The organism is Amycolatopsis eburnea (assembly GCF_003937945.1).
Taxonomy (GTDB): Bacteria; Actinomycetota; Actinomycetes; order Mycobacteriales; family Pseudonocardiaceae; genus Amycolatopsis; species Amycolatopsis eburnea.
The window spans coordinates 714,023-729,779 of record NZ_RSEC01000058.1 but is presented as its reverse complement, the minus strand read 5'-3'; the positions used below and the strand labels follow the sequence as shown (position 1 = coordinate 729,779).

21 protein-coding genes are annotated in these 15,757 nt (G+C 72.6%); 9 read left to right on the top strand and 12 right to left on the bottom strand.

Going from position 1 to position 15,757, the window contains the following annotated elements:
- Positions 1-3: 3 nt before the first annotated feature.
- The 3 genes from EIY87_RS28990 to EIY87_RS28980 are packed head-to-tail and all read right to left on the bottom strand — an operon-like array spanning position 4 to position 2,242.
- Positions 4-771: an MBL fold metallo-hydrolase gene (locus tag EIY87_RS28990; protein ID WP_125313010.1), complete on the bottom strand. Its 768-nt coding sequence runs from the start codon at positions 769-771 to the stop codon at positions 4-6.
- 29 nt (positions 772-800) lie between these two features.
- Entirely contained in the window at positions 801-1,607 is an 807-nt protein-coding gene (gene murI / locus EIY87_RS28985) for a glutamate racemase (RefSeq protein WP_125313009.1), read from the bottom strand.
- Positions 1,604-2,242 carry a rhomboid family intramembrane serine protease gene (locus tag EIY87_RS28980; RefSeq protein WP_125313008.1) on the bottom strand — a complete coding sequence of 213 codons (639 nt, stop codon included), beginning with the start codon at positions 2,240-2,242 and terminating at the stop codon, positions 1,604-1,606. The genes murI and EIY87_RS28980 overlap by 4 nt, the downstream gene beginning before the upstream one ends.
- Positions 2,243-2,326: 84 nt before the next feature.
- Here EIY87_RS28980 and EIY87_RS28975 point away from each other — a divergent pair, with 84 nt between their 5' ends.
- Positions 2,327-3,187, top strand: coding sequence for an arylamine N-acetyltransferase family protein (locus EIY87_RS28975; protein ID WP_125313007.1), 861 nt, complete (start codon positions 2,327-2,329; stop codon positions 3,185-3,187).
- Here EIY87_RS28975 and EIY87_RS28970 read toward each other — a convergent pair.
- Positions 3,145-3,861 (bottom strand): aspartate/glutamate racemase family protein, encoded by a 717-nt coding sequence (locus tag EIY87_RS28970; RefSeq protein ID WP_125313006.1) that lies wholly within the window; start codon positions 3,859-3,861, stop codon positions 3,145-3,147. The two genes, EIY87_RS28975 and EIY87_RS28970, sit on opposite strands and share 43 nt — an antisense overlap.
- A gap of 9 nt (positions 3,862-3,870) precedes the next feature.
- On the opposite strand from EIY87_RS28970, the gene EIY87_RS28965 reads away from it, so the two are divergent.
- Positions 3,871-4,698: an MBL fold metallo-hydrolase gene (locus EIY87_RS28965; RefSeq protein ID WP_125313005.1), complete on the top strand. Its 828-nt coding sequence runs from the start codon at positions 3,871-3,873 to the stop codon at positions 4,696-4,698.
- 1 nt (position 4,699) lies between these two features.
- Here EIY87_RS28965 and EIY87_RS28960 read toward each other — a convergent pair whose 3' ends face one another.
- The 3 genes from EIY87_RS28960 to EIY87_RS28950 all read right to left on the bottom strand — a co-directional run bounded on the left by EIY87_RS28960 (position 4,700) and on the right by EIY87_RS28950 (position 6,398).
- Entirely contained in the window at positions 4,700-5,650 is a 951-nt protein-coding gene (locus EIY87_RS28960) for a PLP-dependent cysteine synthase family protein (RefSeq protein ID WP_125313004.1), read from the bottom strand.
- Between the two features lie 3 nt (positions 5,651-5,653).
- Complete coding sequence (locus EIY87_RS28955) at positions 5,654-5,926, bottom strand: MoaD/ThiS family protein (RefSeq protein WP_020640924.1); 273 nt, start codon at positions 5,924-5,926, stop codon at positions 5,654-5,656.
- 64 nt (positions 5,927-5,990) lie between these two features.
- Positions 5,991-6,398: a Mov34/MPN/PAD-1 family protein gene (locus tag EIY87_RS28950; RefSeq protein ID WP_125313003.1), complete on the bottom strand. Its 408-nt coding sequence runs from the start codon at positions 6,396-6,398 to the stop codon at positions 5,991-5,993.
- Positions 6,399-6,469: 71 nt separating this feature from the next.
- Between EIY87_RS28950 and EIY87_RS28945 the strand changes: the two genes are divergently transcribed.
- Positions 6,470-6,847 (top strand): hypothetical protein, encoded by a 378-nt coding sequence (locus tag EIY87_RS28945; protein WP_125313002.1) that lies wholly within the window; start codon positions 6,470-6,472, stop codon positions 6,845-6,847.
- Positions 6,848-6,889: 42 nt separating this feature from the next.
- On the opposite strand, the gene EIY87_RS28940 is transcribed toward EIY87_RS28945, so the two are convergent.
- From EIY87_RS28940 to clpS, 3 genes are read right to left on the bottom strand one after another with little or no spacing between them, the layout of a single operon-like run.
- Positions 6,890-7,870, bottom strand: a complete 981-nt coding sequence (locus EIY87_RS28940; RefSeq protein WP_125313001.1) for a P1 family peptidase — start codon at positions 7,868-7,870, stop codon at positions 6,890-6,892.
- Positions 7,867-8,424, bottom strand: a complete 558-nt coding sequence (locus tag EIY87_RS28935; protein ID WP_125313000.1) for a DUF2017 domain-containing protein — start codon at positions 8,422-8,424, stop codon at positions 7,867-7,869. The genes EIY87_RS28940 and EIY87_RS28935 overlap by 4 nt, the downstream gene beginning before the upstream one ends.
- Complete coding sequence (clpS, locus tag EIY87_RS28930) at positions 8,421-8,720, bottom strand: ATP-dependent Clp protease adapter ClpS (RefSeq protein ID WP_086679752.1); 300 nt, start codon at positions 8,718-8,720, stop codon at positions 8,421-8,423. The genes EIY87_RS28935 and clpS overlap by 4 nt, the downstream gene beginning before the upstream one ends.
- 74 nt (positions 8,721-8,794) lie before the next feature.
- Here clpS and EIY87_RS28925 point away from each other — a divergent pair, with 74 nt between their 5' ends.
- Genes EIY87_RS28925 through EIY87_RS28915 form a run of 3 tightly spaced genes read left to right on the top strand, consistent with a single transcriptional unit; the run spans position 8,795 to position 11,329 of the window.
- Positions 8,795-10,096 carry a nicotinate phosphoribosyltransferase gene (locus EIY87_RS28925; protein ID WP_125312999.1) on the top strand — a complete coding sequence of 434 codons (1,302 nt, stop codon included), beginning with the start codon at positions 8,795-8,797 and terminating at the stop codon, positions 10,094-10,096.
- Between the two features lie 13 nt (positions 10,097-10,109).
- Positions 10,110-10,688, top strand: coding sequence for an isochorismatase family protein (locus EIY87_RS28920; protein WP_125312998.1), 579 nt, complete (start codon positions 10,110-10,112; stop codon positions 10,686-10,688).
- Positions 10,685-11,329, top strand: coding sequence for a bifunctional 4-hydroxy-2-oxoglutarate aldolase/2-dehydro-3-deoxy-phosphogluconate aldolase (locus EIY87_RS28915; RefSeq protein WP_125312997.1), 645 nt, complete (start codon positions 10,685-10,687; stop codon positions 11,327-11,329). Before EIY87_RS28920 ends, EIY87_RS28915 begins: the two co-directional genes overlap by 4 nt.
- 72 nt (positions 11,330-11,401) lie before the next feature.
- Here EIY87_RS28915 and EIY87_RS28910 read toward each other — a convergent pair whose 3' ends face one another.
- Positions 11,402-12,019, bottom strand: coding sequence for a choice-of-anchor P family protein (locus EIY87_RS28910; RefSeq protein WP_125313579.1), 618 nt, complete (start codon positions 12,017-12,019; stop codon positions 11,402-11,404).
- A 207-nt stretch (positions 12,020-12,226) separates the two neighbouring features.
- Here EIY87_RS28910 and EIY87_RS28905 point away from each other — a divergent pair, with 207 nt between their 5' ends.
- The 3 genes from EIY87_RS28905 to EIY87_RS28895 all read left to right on the top strand — a co-directional run bounded on the left by EIY87_RS28905 (position 12,227) and on the right by EIY87_RS28895 (position 15,348).
- Entirely contained in the window at positions 12,227-12,814 is a 588-nt protein-coding gene (locus EIY87_RS28905) for a biotin transporter BioY (protein WP_125312996.1), read from the top strand.
- A gap of 81 nt (positions 12,815-12,895) precedes the next feature.
- Positions 12,896-14,947: an ATP-dependent DNA helicase gene (locus tag EIY87_RS28900; protein ID WP_125312995.1), complete on the top strand. Its 2,052-nt coding sequence runs from the start codon at positions 12,896-12,898 to the stop codon at positions 14,945-14,947.
- Positions 14,948-15,006: 59 nt separating this feature from the next.
- The gene (locus EIY87_RS28895; protein WP_103348344.1) at positions 15,007-15,348 is read left to right on the top strand and encodes a hypothetical protein; all 342 of its coding nucleotides are present in this window, start codon (positions 15,007-15,009) and stop codon (positions 15,346-15,348) included.
- Here EIY87_RS28895 and EIY87_RS28890 read toward each other — a convergent pair.
- Positions 15,345-15,749 carry an OsmC family protein gene (locus EIY87_RS28890; RefSeq protein ID WP_125312994.1) on the bottom strand — a complete coding sequence of 135 codons (405 nt, stop codon included), beginning with the start codon at positions 15,747-15,749 and terminating at the stop codon, positions 15,345-15,347. The genes EIY87_RS28895 and EIY87_RS28890 overlap by 4 nt on opposite strands.
- Positions 15,750-15,757: the final 8 nt, after the last annotated feature.

Sequence of the window (15,757 nt, the reverse complement as noted above, 5' to 3'; positions counted from 1 at the left end):
CGCTCACACGTCGTAGACGGCACCCTGCTTGACGACCTCGGCTCCGGCGAACTCGGCCGAGGCCTCCGCGAGAACCGCGCCCGCGTCGGTCCACGGCGCGATGTGCGTCAGCAGCAGGCGGCCGACCCCGGCGTCGCGGGCCAGCTCGCCCGCCTGCTTGCCGGACAGGTGCACACCCGGTGGCCGCTCCGCCGAATCCGTCCAGGACGCCTCCGCGAGCAGCAGATCGACGCCGTCGGCCAGCTCGTTCAGCGCCGTGCACGGGCCGGTGTCGCCGGTGAACGCGAGGATCCGGCCGCCGTAGGAGATCCGCAGGCCGTATGCCGGGGTCGGGTGGTCGACCTCGACCGCGACGACGTCGAACGGCCCGATCCGGAACGGCTCCGGCCGCAGCGGGTGGAAGGCGTAGACGTCCGAAAGGTCGGTGACGGCGCGCTCGGTCTCGTTGGGCGCATACGCGTTCGCCAGCCGCGTGGGCGCGTCCGGCGGCGCGTACAGCGGCAGCAGGCGCGGCCGCGCGGGGTACGGCGGCGCCGGGTGGTAGCGCCGCAGGACGGTGAGCGCGCTGACGTCGGCGCAGTGGTCGGGGTGCAGGTGGGTGAGCACGAGCGCGTCGAGGTCGAACGGGTCGGCCACGGCCTGCAGCTGCGCCAGCGTGCCGTTGCCGAGTTCGAGGCCGAGCAGGAAGCCCTCGGCCTCGACCAGGTAACCGGACGCGGCCGCGTTCGGCCCGGGGATGCTGCCGGAGCACCCGAGGATGGTCAGTCGCACCTCGACACCCTAAGCGCCCGCCGCGCCGATCACGCGGTGGTGGGAGCGAGGACACCCGGAGCGAAGCCCATGAACCGCTGGGCGAGCCGGGCGAACGGCTCGGCCGAACCGGTGGCCACGAACTCGTGCCGCGGCGGGGTGTCCCGGGTGGTCAGCAGGTCGAGTTCGGTGAGCACGCGGACGAGGTCCTTCGCGGTCTCCTCGGCGCTCGAAACCAGCGTCACCTCCTGGCCCATCACGATCTGCAGCACGCCCTGCAGCAGCGGGTAGTGCGTGCAGCCGAGCACGAGCGTGTCGACCTGCGCGTCGAGCAGCGGCTGCAGGTAGCCCTGCGCGAGCCCGAGCACCTGGCGGCCGGAGGTGATGCCGCGTTCGACGAAGTCCACGAACCGCGGGCAGGCGACGCTGGTGAGGGTGATGTCGGGCGCCGCGGCGAACGCGTCCTCGTAGGCCCGCGACCGCACGGTGCCCTCGGTGCCGATGACGCCGACACGCCGGGTGTGCGTCGCGACGACGGCGCGGCGCGCGGCGGGCAGCACGACCTCGATCACCGGGACGTCGTAGCGCTCGCGAGCGTCGCGCAGGCAGGCCGCGGACGCGGTGTTGCAGGCGATCACCAAGGCCTTCACGCCGCTCTCGACGAGTTCGTCGAGCGCCGCGAGCGCGTAGCTGCGCGCGGTGGCGATCGGGAGCGGGCCGTACGGGTTGTGCGCCGTGTCGCCGACGTAGCGGAGCTGCTCGGCGGGGAGCTGCTCGAGGATCGCCCTCGCGACCGTCAGCCCGCCGACGCCGGAATCGAACACGCCGACCGGGGCATCAGCGGGCGGAGACGTCACACCTCGAGGTTACCCGTCGCGGCCGGCGCGGCCTTGCGCGACCGGCGGCTCGTCAGCCACGCCGCCAGGACACCGGCCAGCGCGCCGAACACGTGGCCCTGCCAGGAGACGCCGGGGTTGCCCGGCAGCAGCCCGGCCAGCATGCCGCTCCACACCCCGAGCAGGACGACGGCGACGAGGATCTGCCCGGCCGCGCGGTTGAAGATGCCGCGGACCAGCAGGTAGGCGAGCCAGCCGAAGGCCAGCCCGGACGCGCCGACGGTGACGGCGTTGGCCGGCCCGATCAGCCACACGCCGAGCCCGGACACCACCCAGATGATGGCCGTGACCAGCGCGAACCGGCCGATCCCGGCGGCCATCGCGAGGAAGGAGAACAGCAGCACGGGCACGGTGTTGGCGAACAGGTGCGACCAGCCGGCGTGCAGCACCGGCGCGAACAGCACGCCGTCCAGCCCGGAGAGCTCGCGGGAGTGGATGCCGCCCTGGTCCAGGTCGCCGGGCAGGATCACGTCCACCAGCTCGACCAGGTAGAGCAGCAGGGTGAACGACAGCGCGACGAGCGCGGCCGCCTTCGGTCGCGGCGGCAGCACGCGCTTGGCGGCGTCGGTTTCCTGGGCGGGGATCGGTGTGCTCACGTTGTCGAGGCTACGTCCGGGCCGGGCACCCGCACCTCGGGTGAAATCCCTGATCCCGCGGTTTTGTCGGGGGTCGCCGCTAGCGTGGCCGGCATGGACGTCACCGGTTACCTCGCGCGGCTCGGCCTCGAAGCCGAGCCGCCGAGCCTTGCCGCCCTGCGGCGGCTGCACGCGGCGCACGTCGAACGCGTGCCCTACGAAGCGCTGGAGGTCCAGCTCGGGCGGCCGACCCCGCTCGACCCGCAGGCTTCGCTGGCCCGGATCCTGCGGGGCCGCGGCGGGTACTGCTACCACCTCAACGGCGCATTCTCGGAGTTGCTGCACGCCCTCGGCTACCAGGTCACGCGGCACATCGGCGGGGTGCAGGGCAGCGCGGCGGACGCGCCGAACATCGACCGCAACCACCTGGCGCTGACCGTCACCGGGCTGCCGGACGCCCTGGAGACGGCCTGGCTGGCCGACGCGGGGCTCGGCGACGGCCCGCACGAGCCGCTCCCCCTCCGGGAAGGCACCTACGTGCAGGGCCCGCACACCTACCGGCTGCGGCCGTCGGAGGTGGCGCCGGGCGGCTGGCGGTTCGAGCACGACCCCTCGGGCAGCTTCACCGGCATGGACTTCGCGCCCGGTGTCGCGGAGATGGCCGACTTCGCCGAGAAGCACGCCTGGCTGTCGAGCGCCCCGGAGTCCGGGTTCGTGCGGGTCTGCGTGGTGCAACGGCGGGACGCGGCGGGCGTCGACACCCTGCGCGCGCTGACGCTCGACCGCCACGGCGCGAAGGAGCTGATCGAGTCACCCGGCGACTGGTGGGCGGCCGCCGGGGACGTGTTCGGCATCCGGCAGGCGCTGTTCACCGAAGAAGAACGCGAGCGGCTGTGGCGGCAGTGCGTCGCCCAGCACGAGGCTCACGTCGGCGGCACGGGCAGCGAGGTGGTGCCCAGCGCGTAGTCCACCGCCGCTTCGGCGTGCAGGCGGGTCGTGGGAAAGGTCGGCACCGGCGAGTCCTCGGGGCCGACCAGCAGCTCGATCTCCGTGCAGCCGTAGATGACGCCCTCGGCGCCGGCCTCGGCGAGCCGCGCGATCACCCCGCGGTAGGCCTCGCGGGAGGCGGGCTCGACGACCCCGAGCACCAGCTCGTCGTAGATCACGCGGTGCACGAGCTCGCGGTCTTCGGCGGGCGGCACGAGCACGTCGAGGCCGTGCGCGACGAGGCGCTCGCGGTAGAAGGGCTGTCCCATGGTGAAGCCGGTGCCGAGCAGGCCGATCCGGTGGATCCCCGCGGCCTTCACGGCCGCGGCGGTGGCGTCGCCGAGGTGCAGCAGCGGGATGCCCAGGCCGTCTTCGAGCCGGTCGGCGACCTTGTGCATGGTGTTGGTGCAGAGCACGACGAAGTCCGCGCCGGCCGCTTCGAGGGCCTTGGCGGCGCGGTTCAGCTCCGCGCCGGCGTCGTCCCAGCGGCCGTCGGCCTGCATGCGCTCGATCGCGGCGAAGTCGACGGAGTAGAGCACGGTGTGCGCGGAGTGGAACCCGCCGCGCACGGCTTTCACCCGTTCGTTGACGAGCCGGTAGTACTCGGCGGAAGATTCCCAGCTCATCCCGCCGAGCAGCCCGATGACCTTCATAGTGACAGCATGCCCGAACTGCGCACGGCGTTCGCCGGAGTATCGAACGTGCTGGTCAGCGACGGTGCGTCGGCCGTGCTGGTCGACGGCTTCTTCTCGCGGCCGTCGCCGCTGAAGCTGGCGACGCGGGTGGCCCCGGACCGCGGGCGGATCGGCGAGGCCCTGCGCCGGCTCGGCGTCACGGAACTGGAGGCCGTCCTGGTCGCGCATTCGCACGTCGACCACGCCCTGGACGCCCCGGTGGTCGCGAAGCTGACCGGCGCCACACTGGCTGGCTCGCCGTCGACGCGCAAGATCCAAGAGGGCTACGACCTGGCGGCCGAGCCGTTCGAAGAGCTGGTCCCCGGCAAACCCGTGGCGTTCGGCTCGTTCACCGTGACGCCCGTCGACGCGCGCCACAGCGACGGCGACCGGGTGCCCGGCGAGATCACCGAGCCGGTGCGGCTGCCGGCGAAGGCCAAGGCGTTCAAGACCGGGCGGTGCTACTCGTTCCACATCGCGCACGCGGCGGGCAGCGTCCTGGTCCACGCGTCGGCGAACTTCGTGCCGGGTGCGCTGGCCTGCCATGCCGCGGACGTCGTCTACCTCGGCATCGGCGCGGCGGGGAAGAAGACCGAGCGGTGGCGGGAGGAGTACTGGCGGGAGACCGTCGGCGCGGTCGGCGCGCGGGCCGTCCGGCCGGTGCACTGGGACGCCTTCTGGCGGCCGCTGAGCAAGCCGCTCAAGCTCCTGCCGAAGGTCTTCGACGACCTGGACACGACGATGGCCACCTTCGAGCGGCTGGCCGAGGCCGACGGCGTCGGCCTCGCCCTGCCCGAACTCTGGAAAGCGGAGTAGCTCAGGCCCAGAGCTGCCCGTCGAGCCGCTCCGCCGCTTCGTCGAGCGAACCGGCGTACGCGCCCGTCGACAGGTACTTCCACCCGGCGTCGGCGACGACGAAGGCGACGTCGGCCGCTTCGCCGCGCGCCGCGGCCTTCTCGGCGACGGCCAGCGCGGCGTGCAGCACCGCGCCCGTCGAGATGCCCGCGAAGATGCCTTCGTGCTCCAGCAGCTCACGCGTGCGGCGCAGCGCGTCGTACGCGCCCACCGAGTACCGCCCGTTCAGCACGCTGGGGTCGTACAGCTCCGGCACGAACCCCTCGTCGAGGTTGCGCAGGCCGTACACCAGCTCGCCGTAGCGCGGCTCGGCCGCGATGATCTGGACCTCCGGCTTGGCCTCGTGCAGGTACCGCCCGACGCCGACCAGCGTGCCGGTCGTGCCGAGGCCGCCGACGAAGTGCGTCAGCGTCGGCAGGTCCTTGAGCAGCTCGGGACCGGTGCCGCGGTAGTGCGCGTCGGCGTTGGCCGGGTTGCCGTACTGGTAGAGCATCACCCAGTCCGGGTTGGCCTCGGCCAGTTCCTTCGCCCGCCGGACGGCCTCGTTCGAGCCGCCCGCGGCGGGCGAGAAGACGATCCGCGCGCCGTAGGCCTGCAGCAGCTGCTTGCGCTCGGTCGAGGTGTTCTCCGGCATGACGCAGACCAGCCCGTAGCCCTTGAGCTTCGCGGCCATGGCCAGCGCGATGCCGGTGTTGCCCGACGTCGGCTCCAGGATCGTGGAGCCGCGCCGCAGCTTGCCCTCGCGCTCGGCGGCTTCGATCATGGCCAGCGCGGGGCGGTCCTTGATCGAGCCGGTCGGGTTGCGGTCCTCGAGCTTCGCCCACAGGCGCACGTCGTGCGTCGGGGAGAGCCGGGGCAGCCCGACCAGCGGGGTGCCGCCGAGTGCGTCGAGCAGGGACTCGAAGCGAGCCATCGATCAGCCACCGGCCACGGCGGGGAGGATGGTCAGGGTGTCGCCGTCCTTGACCTCGGCCTCGAGGCCACCGGAGAAGCGCACGTCCTCGTCGTTGACGTAGACGTTGATGAAGCGGTGCAGCTTCTCCTCCTTGACCAGGCGCGCCTTGATGCCGGCGTGCCGGGACTCGACGTCGTCGATGATCTCGAGCACGGTCGCGCCCTTCGCCTCGACGGACTTCTCGCCGCCGGTGTGGGTGCGCAGGATCGTCGGGATGGAGACGGTCACGGCCATGGGTTCTTACCTCCGGTGGTTTCCTAGACGCAGACGCACTCGGCGCGGCGCTTTATTCCGGTCGTCAGTCGATGATCTCGACCGGCTCCTCGGTGATCTCGGCGTCCACGATCCGGTACGACCGGAACTCGTGCACTTCGGGGTCGCGGGTGGAGACGAGCACGTAGTGCGCGTCCGGCTCGGCCGCGATGTTCGCGTCGGTCCGCGACGGGTACGCCTCGGTCGCGGTGTGCGAGTGGTAGATGACGACCGGCGCCTCGCCGTTCGCGTCCAGCTCGCGGTAGAGCTTCAGCAGGTCGGCGGAGTCGAATTCGTAGAACGTCGGCGAGCGGGCCGCGTTCAGCATGGGGATGAACCGCTCGGGCGAATCGGACCCCTCGGGCCCGGCGATCACCCCGCACGCCTCGTCGGGGTGGTCACGACGGGCGTGGGCGACGATCTCGTCGACGAGTTCACGGCGAATCCGGAGCACATCGACATCTTAGGTCGTGGACACAAGCGATCCATATCTTGAGATGCTGTGCTGGAGAGCACACTGGGGTCATGCCGATGCCGTCGATCGCCCGCGAACGCTGCCGGAAGTTCCTCCGGGACGGCGAGCGGATCCAGTACCTCATCCCCGGGATCTCGCTGTACGTCAACGGCGTCCGCACGCGCGCCGCCTTCTTCGTCGTGGTCACCGACCGCAGCATCACCATCCTCTACGGCGGCCGCTTCCGGCGCTACACGCCGAAGGCCGTCTACGACCGGCTCCCCCGGCGCACCGAAATCGGCCCGGTCGAGGTCCACCCGTCGCTCGGCCCGGTGCTGACCGTCGCCGAACTGCACCTCGAGATCGACGAGGAGTACGTCAGCGCCGTCCGCGCGGCCAACCTCGAAGGCGCCCACGACCTGCCGCCGGACCCGCTCCCCGACCTCTGACCCAGCCGATCACCGTGCCCGAGGCTCCGAGCCGAGCGGGTTTCAGCCGAACGCCTCCGGCCACACGTCCCGGTACGCCGGCACCCCGCCCGCGGCCGTCGCCGCCAGCAGGCCGCGCACCATCGCCCGCGCGAACACCCGCGCCGCCGCCGAGCAGAGCGCGTCCAACGCCAGCGGCCGCGCCGCCGCACCGAACGGGCCGCTCGCCTCCGGCAGCTCGCGCTCGCCCGTGGCCAGCGCGAACACCGTGTCGCCGTCGAACATCGTGTGCGCCGGGCGCACCGCGCGGGCCAGGCCGTCCTGTGCCGCGACCGCGATCCGCCGCGCCTCGGCCTTCGACAGCGCCGCGTCGACCGCGACCACCCCGATCGTCGTGTTCAGGTCGGTCCGCCGGGACGGCAGCGAAGCGGCCCGCGAAGGCCACGTCACGCCGAAGTCCCCGTGGTCGGCCGCGTACGCCCGCCCGGTCGAGAGGTCCACGGCCTCGCCTGCCGCGTTGACCGCCGCCAGCGCGCCCACGGTGAACCCGCTGACGACCTCGCTCGCCGAGCCGATGCCACCCTTCAACGAACCCACGGCGGCCCCCGCGCCGGCCCCGACGGTCCCCTCCGCGAACGAAGCGGCAGCCGCGTCGCAGGCCGCGTAGCCGAAGGACGCGTCCGGCCGGTTGCCCCACTCGCTGCGCGGCAGGTCGAACAGCACCGCCGCGGGCACGATCGGCACCACCTCGTGCGGCTGCGCGCCGACCGGGAACCCGAGGTTCCGCTCGGACAGCCACCGCATGACGCCGTCGGCCGCGGCCAGGCCGTACGCCGACCCGCCCGACAGGCAGACCGCGTTGACCCGCTGGACCAGGTTCTCCGGCTCCAGCAGGTTGGTCTCCCGCGTGCCGGGTGCGCCGCCGCGCTGGTCGACGGCCCCGACCGCGCCGCCGGGGACCAGCACCACCGTCGTCCCGGTGGCCCAGCCGTCGCCGACCCGCTCGTGGTGCCCGACCAGCACCCCGGGGACGTCGGTGATCATCCGGTCAGCGCCTGGATCAGCGTCTCCTGCACCCAGGTCAGCCAGTGGTAGACGCCCAGGTGCGGCGCCCGCGGGTCGTCCTCGGGCAGCTCGTCGGGCATGTCCTCGGTGACGTCGAGCGCGGTGCCCAGCGCCAGCCGGACGTCGTTGAGCGCGCCCAGCCAGGCGTCGGCCTGCTCCTCGGTGAGCCGGACGTGGCCGCCGTCGCGGGGCAGCGTGTCGAGCACGATCTTCGCCACGCCGACCTTGATGTCCAGCAGCTCCGGCTCGTGCAGCGAGCGCATCGCCGACGCCGAGTCGAGGTCTTCGCGGGTCGGGTTGTCCGGGTCGAGCTTGTGGAAGTCCGGGAGCAGCCGCGAGAGCACCGGGTCGTCCGGGGATTCGGTGGGCCCGGTCCGGATGCCGGTCAGCTCGGCGAGCTCGTCCTGGGGCGCCTCCTCGGCGCGCGCGGTGAGCATGTCCTCGAGCTGGCTGACCAGCCCGCGCAGGACGGCCGCCTCCTGCTGCTCGAACCCGGCGTGGATGACCGCGCCCTTGCGCCGCCAGCCGTTCACGAGGTCTGCTCCATGGTGGCCCAGAGGCCGGCCGCGTGGAGTTTCGCCACGTCCGTCTCCACCTTCTCCTTGCTGCCGGAAGACACGATCGCCTTGCCCTTGTGGTGCACGTCGAGCATCAGCTTGGTGGCGTGGTCGCGGCTGTAGCCGAACAACTTCTGGAAGACGTACGTCACGTACGACATCAGGTTCACCGGGTCGTTCCAGACCACGGTCCGCCAGGGGGTGTCCGACTCGGCTACTTCCGCACCGGCCGGTTCGACCTGCGTCTGTTCGGATGCGACAGGCGTGGACATGCACCCCATGGTGTCACGGGGGTCACGGGGTACGCCGCGCCAGGTCCGGCCATGTGGGTGAATAGGCTTACCCCATGGGTTCACCGGAGCCGGCGACGGCCAGCACTGCGCTGCTCACCGACCACTACGAGCTGACCATGCTGGGCAGCGCGCTCGCCGACGGAACGGCGGAGCGGCCCTGCGTGTTCGAGGTGTTCGCCCGGCGGCTACCGGACGGCCGGCGCTACGGCGTCGTCGCGGGCACCGCGCGCGTGCTCGACGCCATCGCGGACTTCCGCTTCACCGACGCCGAACTGGCGCAGCTGGAAGCGACCGCGGTCGTCGACGACGCGACGCTGTCCTGGCTCGCCGGCTACGAGTTCTCGGGTGACGTCGACGGGTACGCCGAGGGCGAGCTGTACTTCCCCGGCTCGCCGATCCTGACCGTCACCGGCTCGTTCGCCGAGTGCGTGCTGCTCGAGACGCTGGTGCTATCGATCCTCAACCACGACAGCGCGATCGCGTCGGCGGCGGCCCGGATGTCCGGCGCCGCGCACGGCCGCCCGATCATCGAGATGGGCGGCCGCCGGACGCACGAGTACGCGGCGGTCGCGGCCGCGCGCGCCGCCTACCTGGCCGGCTTCGCGACGACGTCCAACCTCGAAGCGGGCCGCCGCTACGGCATCCCGACGCGCGGCACCGTCGCGCACGCCTTCATGCTGCTGCACGACAGCGAAGAAGCGGCGTTCCGCGCGCAGGTCGAGAAGATGGGCGCGGACACGACGCTGCTGGTCGACACCTACGACATCACCGCAGGCATCGAGACGGCGGTCCGCGTCGCCGGGCCCGAGCTGGGCGCGATCCGGATCGACTCCGGCGACGTCGGCCCGCTCGCCCGTCGCGCCCGCGAGCAGCTGGACTCCCTCGGCGCGAAGGACACCCGGATCGTCGTCTCCGGCGACCTCGACGAGCACGCCATCGCGGCGCTGCGCGCGGAGCCGGTGGACGCGTACGGCGTCGGCACCTCGGTGGTCACCGGGTCCGGCGCGCCGACCGCCGGGATGGTCTACAAGCTGGTCGAGGTGGACGGCAAGCCGGTCGCCAAGCGCAGCGCGCACAAGGAGTCCCGCGGCGGCCGCAAGTCCGCGCTGCGGCGCCACCGCGGCACCGGCACGGCGGTCGAGGAGGTCGTCTGGACCACGGCGGGCAAGGCGCCCGAGCCGGAGGCGAACGACCGGCCGCTGCAGATCCCGCTGATCCGCGGTGGCCGCGCCGAGGCGGACCTGCCTACGCTCGACGACGCCAGGCAACGGCTGCGCCGCGGCCTGGTCAGCCTGCCGTGGGAGGGTCTCAAGCTCTCGCACGGCGAGCCCGCCATCCCGACGCTGTTTGTCTGAACGGAGTTCGACCATGGGGACCGCGCTGATCGTGGTGGACGTGCAGAACGACTTCTGCGAAGGGGGTTCGCTCGGTCTGCCGGGCGGGGCCGCCGCGGCCGCCGGCATCTCGAAGCAGGCCGCCGAAGGGGGCTACAGCCACGTGGTGGCCACCCGGGACAACCACATCGACCCCGGCGACCACTTCAGCGAGACGCCGGACTTCAAGGACAGCTGGCCGGTGCACTGCGTCGCCGGCACGCCGGGCGCGTCGTTCCACCCCGCGCTCGACGTCGTCCCGATCACCGAGGTGTTCTCGAAGGGCGAGTACAGCGCCGCGTACTCCGGCTTCGAGGGCGCGGCCCGCGACGGGAAGTCCCTGGAGGCGTGGCTGCGCGAGCACGACGTCACCGACGTCGACGTCGTCGGCATCGCGACGGACTTCTGCGTCCGCGCGACGGCGCTCGACGCGGCGAAGGCGGGCTTCGGCGTGCGGGTGCTGCTGGACCTGACGGTCGGCGGCTCGCAGCCGGCGGTCGACGCGACGCTGAAGGACTTCGACGAGGCGGGCGTGGCCTACACCGGCACCGCGGCCGTGCCGCCGGCCTCGTGAGGGACCTCCGGGCCGCGCTGGCCGAACACCGGCTCGTGGCGATCCTGCGTGCCTCGGACGCGTCGCGGTTCGCCGACGCGGCGATGGTGCTGCACGCGGCGGGCGTCCGCCTGCTCGAAGCGACGCTGACGACGCCGGGCGCGCCCGCGGCGATCACCGCGCTGCGCCTGGCGCTCGGCGAAGACGCGCTGATCGGCGCGGGCAGCGTCCGCGAACCGTCCGATGTGGACACCGCGGTCGACGCGGGCGCGGCGTACCTGATCACCCCGACGGTCAACCCCGCGGTGCTGGAGCGCGCCGCGGAGCTGGACACCCCGGTGGTCTGCGGCGCGCTCACGCCGACCGAGATCGACCAGGCGTGGCGCCTCGGCGCGGCCGCGGTGAAGGTGTTCCCGATCGCGGCCGCGGGCGGCGTCGCGTACCTGCGCGCGGTGCGGGCCCCGCTGCCGGACGTCCCGCTGGTCCCGACCGGCGGCGTCCACCTGGCCGACGTCGAGGCCTACCTGCGCTCGGGCGCGATCGCGGTCGCGGCGGCGACGCCCCTGCTGGGCGACGCGCTGTCGTCCGGCGGCAGCCTCCCGGACCTGGCCACCCGCGCGAGCGAGTTCGTCGCGGCCGCCGCCCGCTTCACGACGGTCTGAGGCGTCACTTTCGTAGGGAAAGATGCGTCCTGGCGCCCCGGACTCGCATCTTTCCTGGGGAAAGTGGCGCCGTCACTTCTTCCCGAAGGGGTCGCAGGCCGCCGTGCCCAGGTAGATGTCGCCGCTCGCCGGGCCGCCCTGCGGGAACAGCCGGATGTGCACCGCGTGCGTCACCAGGCTGCCGTCCGGCGGCTGCGGCGTCACGGTCTCGTTGAGGACGACCGTCGCCAGCGCCGTCCCCGCGGCCCCGCCGGGGATGACGATCCGGTGGTTCGGCGGGATCTCCGCGGGCACGGTGATCCCCTGGACGGCGCCGATCGACACCTCGCCACCGCTGCCGTTCTCGCTCGTCGCGCACTTCGCCGAGTACGTGCGCACGGTGATCACCGGACCGCCGTAGCGCTTGAGCACCGTGGCCTCGAACCGGTGCCCGGACGCCTGCGCGACCGCGACGTCCCCCGAGCGCCCGCAGCCGGATTCGCCCAGCCCGAACGCGGCCACATCGCCCGTCGCGCCGCCCTGCGTCTGCGCGCGGTACGGCCCGTCGGCAGTGCACTTCGCCAGCTCGCCGGTGACGACGTGCTCGTTGTCGACCGTCACGTCCAGCGATCCCGAAGACGCCCATCCGGTGGACGTCCCGGGTGCCGCGGCGGCCAGGAGCGGCACGCTCAGCGTCGTCACCGCCAGCAACCGGAATGTCCTCTTCCTGGCGTTTCGCATGCACTGGCCTCCCGGTCGTCGTGACAGTTCGTAGCTACCCACTTCGTCATCGGCAGCCCGGCCGCCGTCCCTGATCGGGTCCACCCGGTCGGGTGGCCGGTGAGGAACGCAACTTCGCGGGTTTTGCGGCGGTAACGAGCGTTAACCTCGATCGACTTGCTCACCCAGGGAGGTTTCGTGTCTTCGCTGTCCTTCGCCGGCAAGCGGCCCGTGCTGGCCGACCTCGTCCCCGGCTCGCTCGTCCGGGACATCGCGCTGGTCGCCGGCGGTGCCGTGCTCACCGGCGCCGCCGCGCAGCTGACCATCCCGGTGCCGGGTAGCCCGGTGCCGATGACCGGCCAGACGTTCGCCGCGCTGCTCGTCGGCGCGTCGCTGGGCATGTCGCGCGGTGCCGCGTCGATGCTGGTGTACCTGCTGGTCGGCGCCGTCGGCGTGCCGTGGTTCCAGCACGGCACCGCGGGCCTGTCCGGCGCGAGCGCTGGCTACATCGTCGGGTTCGTCTTCGCCGGCGCGCTGGTCGGCGCCCTGGCCGGCCGCGGCGGCGACCGGACGCCGGTGCGCACCGCGGGCACCATGGTGCTCGGCAACGTCGTGATCTACGCGTTCGGCGTGCCGTGGCTGATGGCGTCGACCGGGTTCGACCTGTCGACGGCGTTCGCCAAGGGCGTCACGCCGTTCCTCGTCGGCGACGCGATCAAGATCGTCGTGGCGGCCGGCCTGCTGCCGCTCACCTGGAAGCTCCTCTCGGGCCGCGAACAGGACTGATGCCCTCGGTGGTCCGGCGCGAACGGCCCGTTCGCGACGGATCACCGATCCTGTCGGTCCCGGCGGCTAATGTGTGTCGCTGTGCCCGCCCGAACTGATTTCCCCGGCGTCCTCGAACTCCTCACCCACGCGGTGGAGTCCGTCGGCGGTGCCGAACGCCCAGGGCAGGTCGAAATGGCCGACGCCGTCGGGCGCGCCATCCGCACCGGCGAGCACCTGGCCGTGCAGGCGGGCACCGGCACCGGCAAGTCGCTGGCCTACCTGGTGCCCGCGATCCGCCACGCCGTCCAGAAGGAAGCCACGGTCGTCGTCTCGACGGCGACCATCGCGCTGCAGCGCCAGCTGGTCGACCGCGACCTCCCGCGCCTGGCGAAGGCGCTGAAGAAGCCGCTGGGCCGCGAACCGACCTTCGCCATCCTCAAGGGCCGCCGCAACTACATGTGCCTGCACCGGCTGGATTCCGGCGCGCCGGACGAGCCGGAGGACGCCCAGCTCTTCGACCCGTTCGCGGTGTCGCGGCTGGGCAAGGAGGTCACGCGGCTGCGGGAGTGGGCGTCGGACACCGAAACCGGCGACCGCGACGAACTGGTCCCCGGCGTCACCGACCAGGCGTGGCGCCAGGTTTCCGTGACGGCGAAGGAATGTCTCGGCGCTTCACGCTGCCCGATCGGCACGGACTGCTTCGCCGAGAAAGCCCGTGCCGAGGCGGGCCGCGCCGATGTCATCGTGACCAACCACGCGCTGCTGGCGATCGACGCGCTGCAGGGCTACCAGGTGCTGCCGGACCACGACGTGGTGATCATCGACGAGGCCCACGACCTGGTCGACCGGGTCACCTCGGTCGCCACCGGCGAGCTGACCAGCGCGATGTGCGCGTCGGCCGCGCGCCGCTGCGGCAAGCTCATCGACGCCGACGTCGCCGACCGCCTGCTGGAGGCGGGTGACGGGCTGGCGCTGATCGTGGACGACCTGCCCCCGGGCCGGATGGACGAGCTGCCGCGGCCGCTCCAGGGCGCGATCCCGGCGATCCGCGACGCCGCGCACGCGTGCATCACCGCGCTCGGCTCCGACCGCAAGGAGGACGTCGAGGAGGCCACCGCGCGCAAGCTGGCGCGGTCACTGCTCGACGAGGTGCACGACACCGCGGTCCGGCTGCTGGAGGCGTTCGAGGACGACCAGGCGCACCAGCGCGACGTCGTCTGGCTGTCCGGCGACAAGTTCTCGTCGAACCCGCGCCCGCCGGCGCTGAAGGTCGCGCCGCTCGGCGTCGCCGGCCTGCTGCGCGAGCGCGTGTTCAACCAGCACACGACGATCCTGACCTCGGCGACGCTCACCCTCGGCGGCACGTTCGACACCATGGCGCGCCAATGGGGTCTCCCGCCGGGCGCGGCCCGCGTCGAGCAGGCGCCGGGCGCCGCGACGGAGAAGGAAGCGCCGTCGGACGTCGACGCCGGCCCCAAGTGGACCGGGCTGGACGTCGGCTCGCCGTTCGACCACAAGCGCAACGGCATCCTCTACCTGGCCAAGCACCTGCCGCCGCCGGGCCGCGACGGCCTCGCGTCGTCCACAATGGACGAGCTGGCCGAGCTGATCGAGGCCGCGGGCGGGCGCACGCTGGGGCTGTTCTCCTCGATGCGGGCGGCCAAGCAGGCCACCGAGGCGATGCGCGAGCGGCTCGACTTCCCGATCCTCTGCCAGGGCGAGGATTCGACGTCGCTGCTGGTCCAGAAGTTCTCCGAAGACGTCCGCACCTGCCTGTTCGGCACGCTGTCCCTGTGGCAGGGCGTGGACGTGCCGGGGCCGTCGCTGCAGCTCGTGGTCGTCGACCGGATCCCGTTCCCGCGCCCGGACGACCCGGTGTCCTCGGCCCGCCAGCGCGCGGTGGAAGCCCGCGGCGGCAACGGGTTTCTCACCGTGGCGGCCACGCACGCCGCGCTGCTGCTCGCGCAGGGCACCGGCCGGCTGCACCGTTCGGTCACCGACCGGGGGGTGGTCGCGGTGCTGGATTCGCGGCTGGCGAACGCCCGCTACGGCGGATTCCTCCGTGCTTCCCTGCCCCCGTTCTGGCCGACGATGGACCCGAAGGTGGTGCGCGAAGCACTCCGCCGGCTGGACGCTGCCGCGCCCGCGTGACGCGGTCCACAGCACCGACCGGTACGGTGAAGCAACCGAAGCAATAAAGGGAGCACCGGTTGACCCAGGATTCGTCCAGCGCACAGTCCCGGACCGTCAGTGTCGACGACACCGGCGTGCGGCGGCGCCTCGCGGACGGCAGCGAAGAGGCTGTCACGTGGGCCGGCCTGTCGTCGGTGATGGTCCGGGTGATCCCCGACGGCCCGTGGAACGAAGACGTGTTCTTCATGCTGGTCGGCACCGACGGCAAGGGCACCGCGGTCCCGAGCGGCGATCCGGCGGCCGACGCGCTCATCGAGCGCCTGCAGGCCCTGCCCGGCTTCGACAACGAGAAGTTCATCGAAGCCATGACGACCGACGCCGACCAGGCGTACGTCGTCTGGGAATCCGCCCAGAACTAGGCCCGCGGGAAGCTCTCCGTCACCGGGATGCCCTTCTTGAGCGTCCGGCTCACCGTGCACAGCCGCTCGATCGCGCGGTCCACGGCGCCGGCCAGCGCCTCCCGTTCCTCCGCGGCCAATGTCGACACGTCGACGTCGAACGCGACGTGCACGGCGTCCAGTTCCGAAGCCCCTTCACGCCGGTCGGCGCTGACAGTCACGCGGAACTTCGCGTCTTCGCCGACCCGCCGGGTGATCAGCTGCTCGGCGGTCACCGCGCTGCAGCCCGCGGCCGCGATCTGCAGTAGCTCGGCGGGCGAGAACGCCCCTTCGGCGCCCGCCCGGCCCAGCCGGACCTCCGCACCCCGGTCGTTGCGCCCCACGAACGCGTGCTGCCCGTCGCGCTGAACTTCGAGTCCCATGCCCGCTC

Excerpts from the sequence above, each read along its gene's own strand:
- EIY87_RS28890 (WP_125312994.1), bottom strand. The coding sequence starts at position 15,749 with ATGGGACTCGAAGTTCAGCGCGACGGGCAGCACGCGTTCGTGGGGCGC.
- EIY87_RS28925 (WP_125312999.1), top strand. The coding sequence starts at position 8,795 with ATGGGTTCACCGGAGCCGGCGACGGCCAGCACTGCGCTGCTCACCGAC.
- EIY87_RS28960 (WP_125313004.1), bottom strand. The coding sequence starts at position 5,650 with ATGGCTCGCTTCGAGTCCCTGCTCGACGCACTCGGCGGCACCCCGCTG.
- EIY87_RS28940 (WP_125313001.1), bottom strand. The coding sequence starts at position 7,870 with ATGATCACCGACGTCCCCGGGGTGCTGGTCGGGCACCACGAGCGGGTC.
- EIY87_RS28945 (WP_125313002.1), top strand. The coding sequence starts at position 6,470 with ATGCCGATGCCGTCGATCGCCCGCGAACGCTGCCGGAAGTTCCTCCGG.
- EIY87_RS28920 (WP_125312998.1), top strand. The coding sequence starts at position 10,110 with ATGGGGACCGCGCTGATCGTGGTGGACGTGCAGAACGACTTCTGCGAA.
- EIY87_RS28970 (WP_125313006.1), bottom strand. The coding sequence starts at position 3,861 with ATGAAGGTCATCGGGCTGCTCGGCGGGATGAGCTGGGAATCTTCCGCC.
- EIY87_RS28955 (WP_020640924.1), bottom strand. The coding sequence starts at position 5,926 with ATGGCCGTGACCGTCTCCATCCCGACGATCCTGCGCACCCACACCGGC.
- EIY87_RS28965 (WP_125313005.1), top strand. The coding sequence starts at position 3,871 with ATGCCCGAACTGCGCACGGCGTTCGCCGGAGTATCGAACGTGCTGGTC.
- clpS (WP_086679752.1), bottom strand. The coding sequence starts at position 8,720 with ATGTCCACGCCTGTCGCATCCGAACAGACGCAGGTCGAACCGGCCGGT.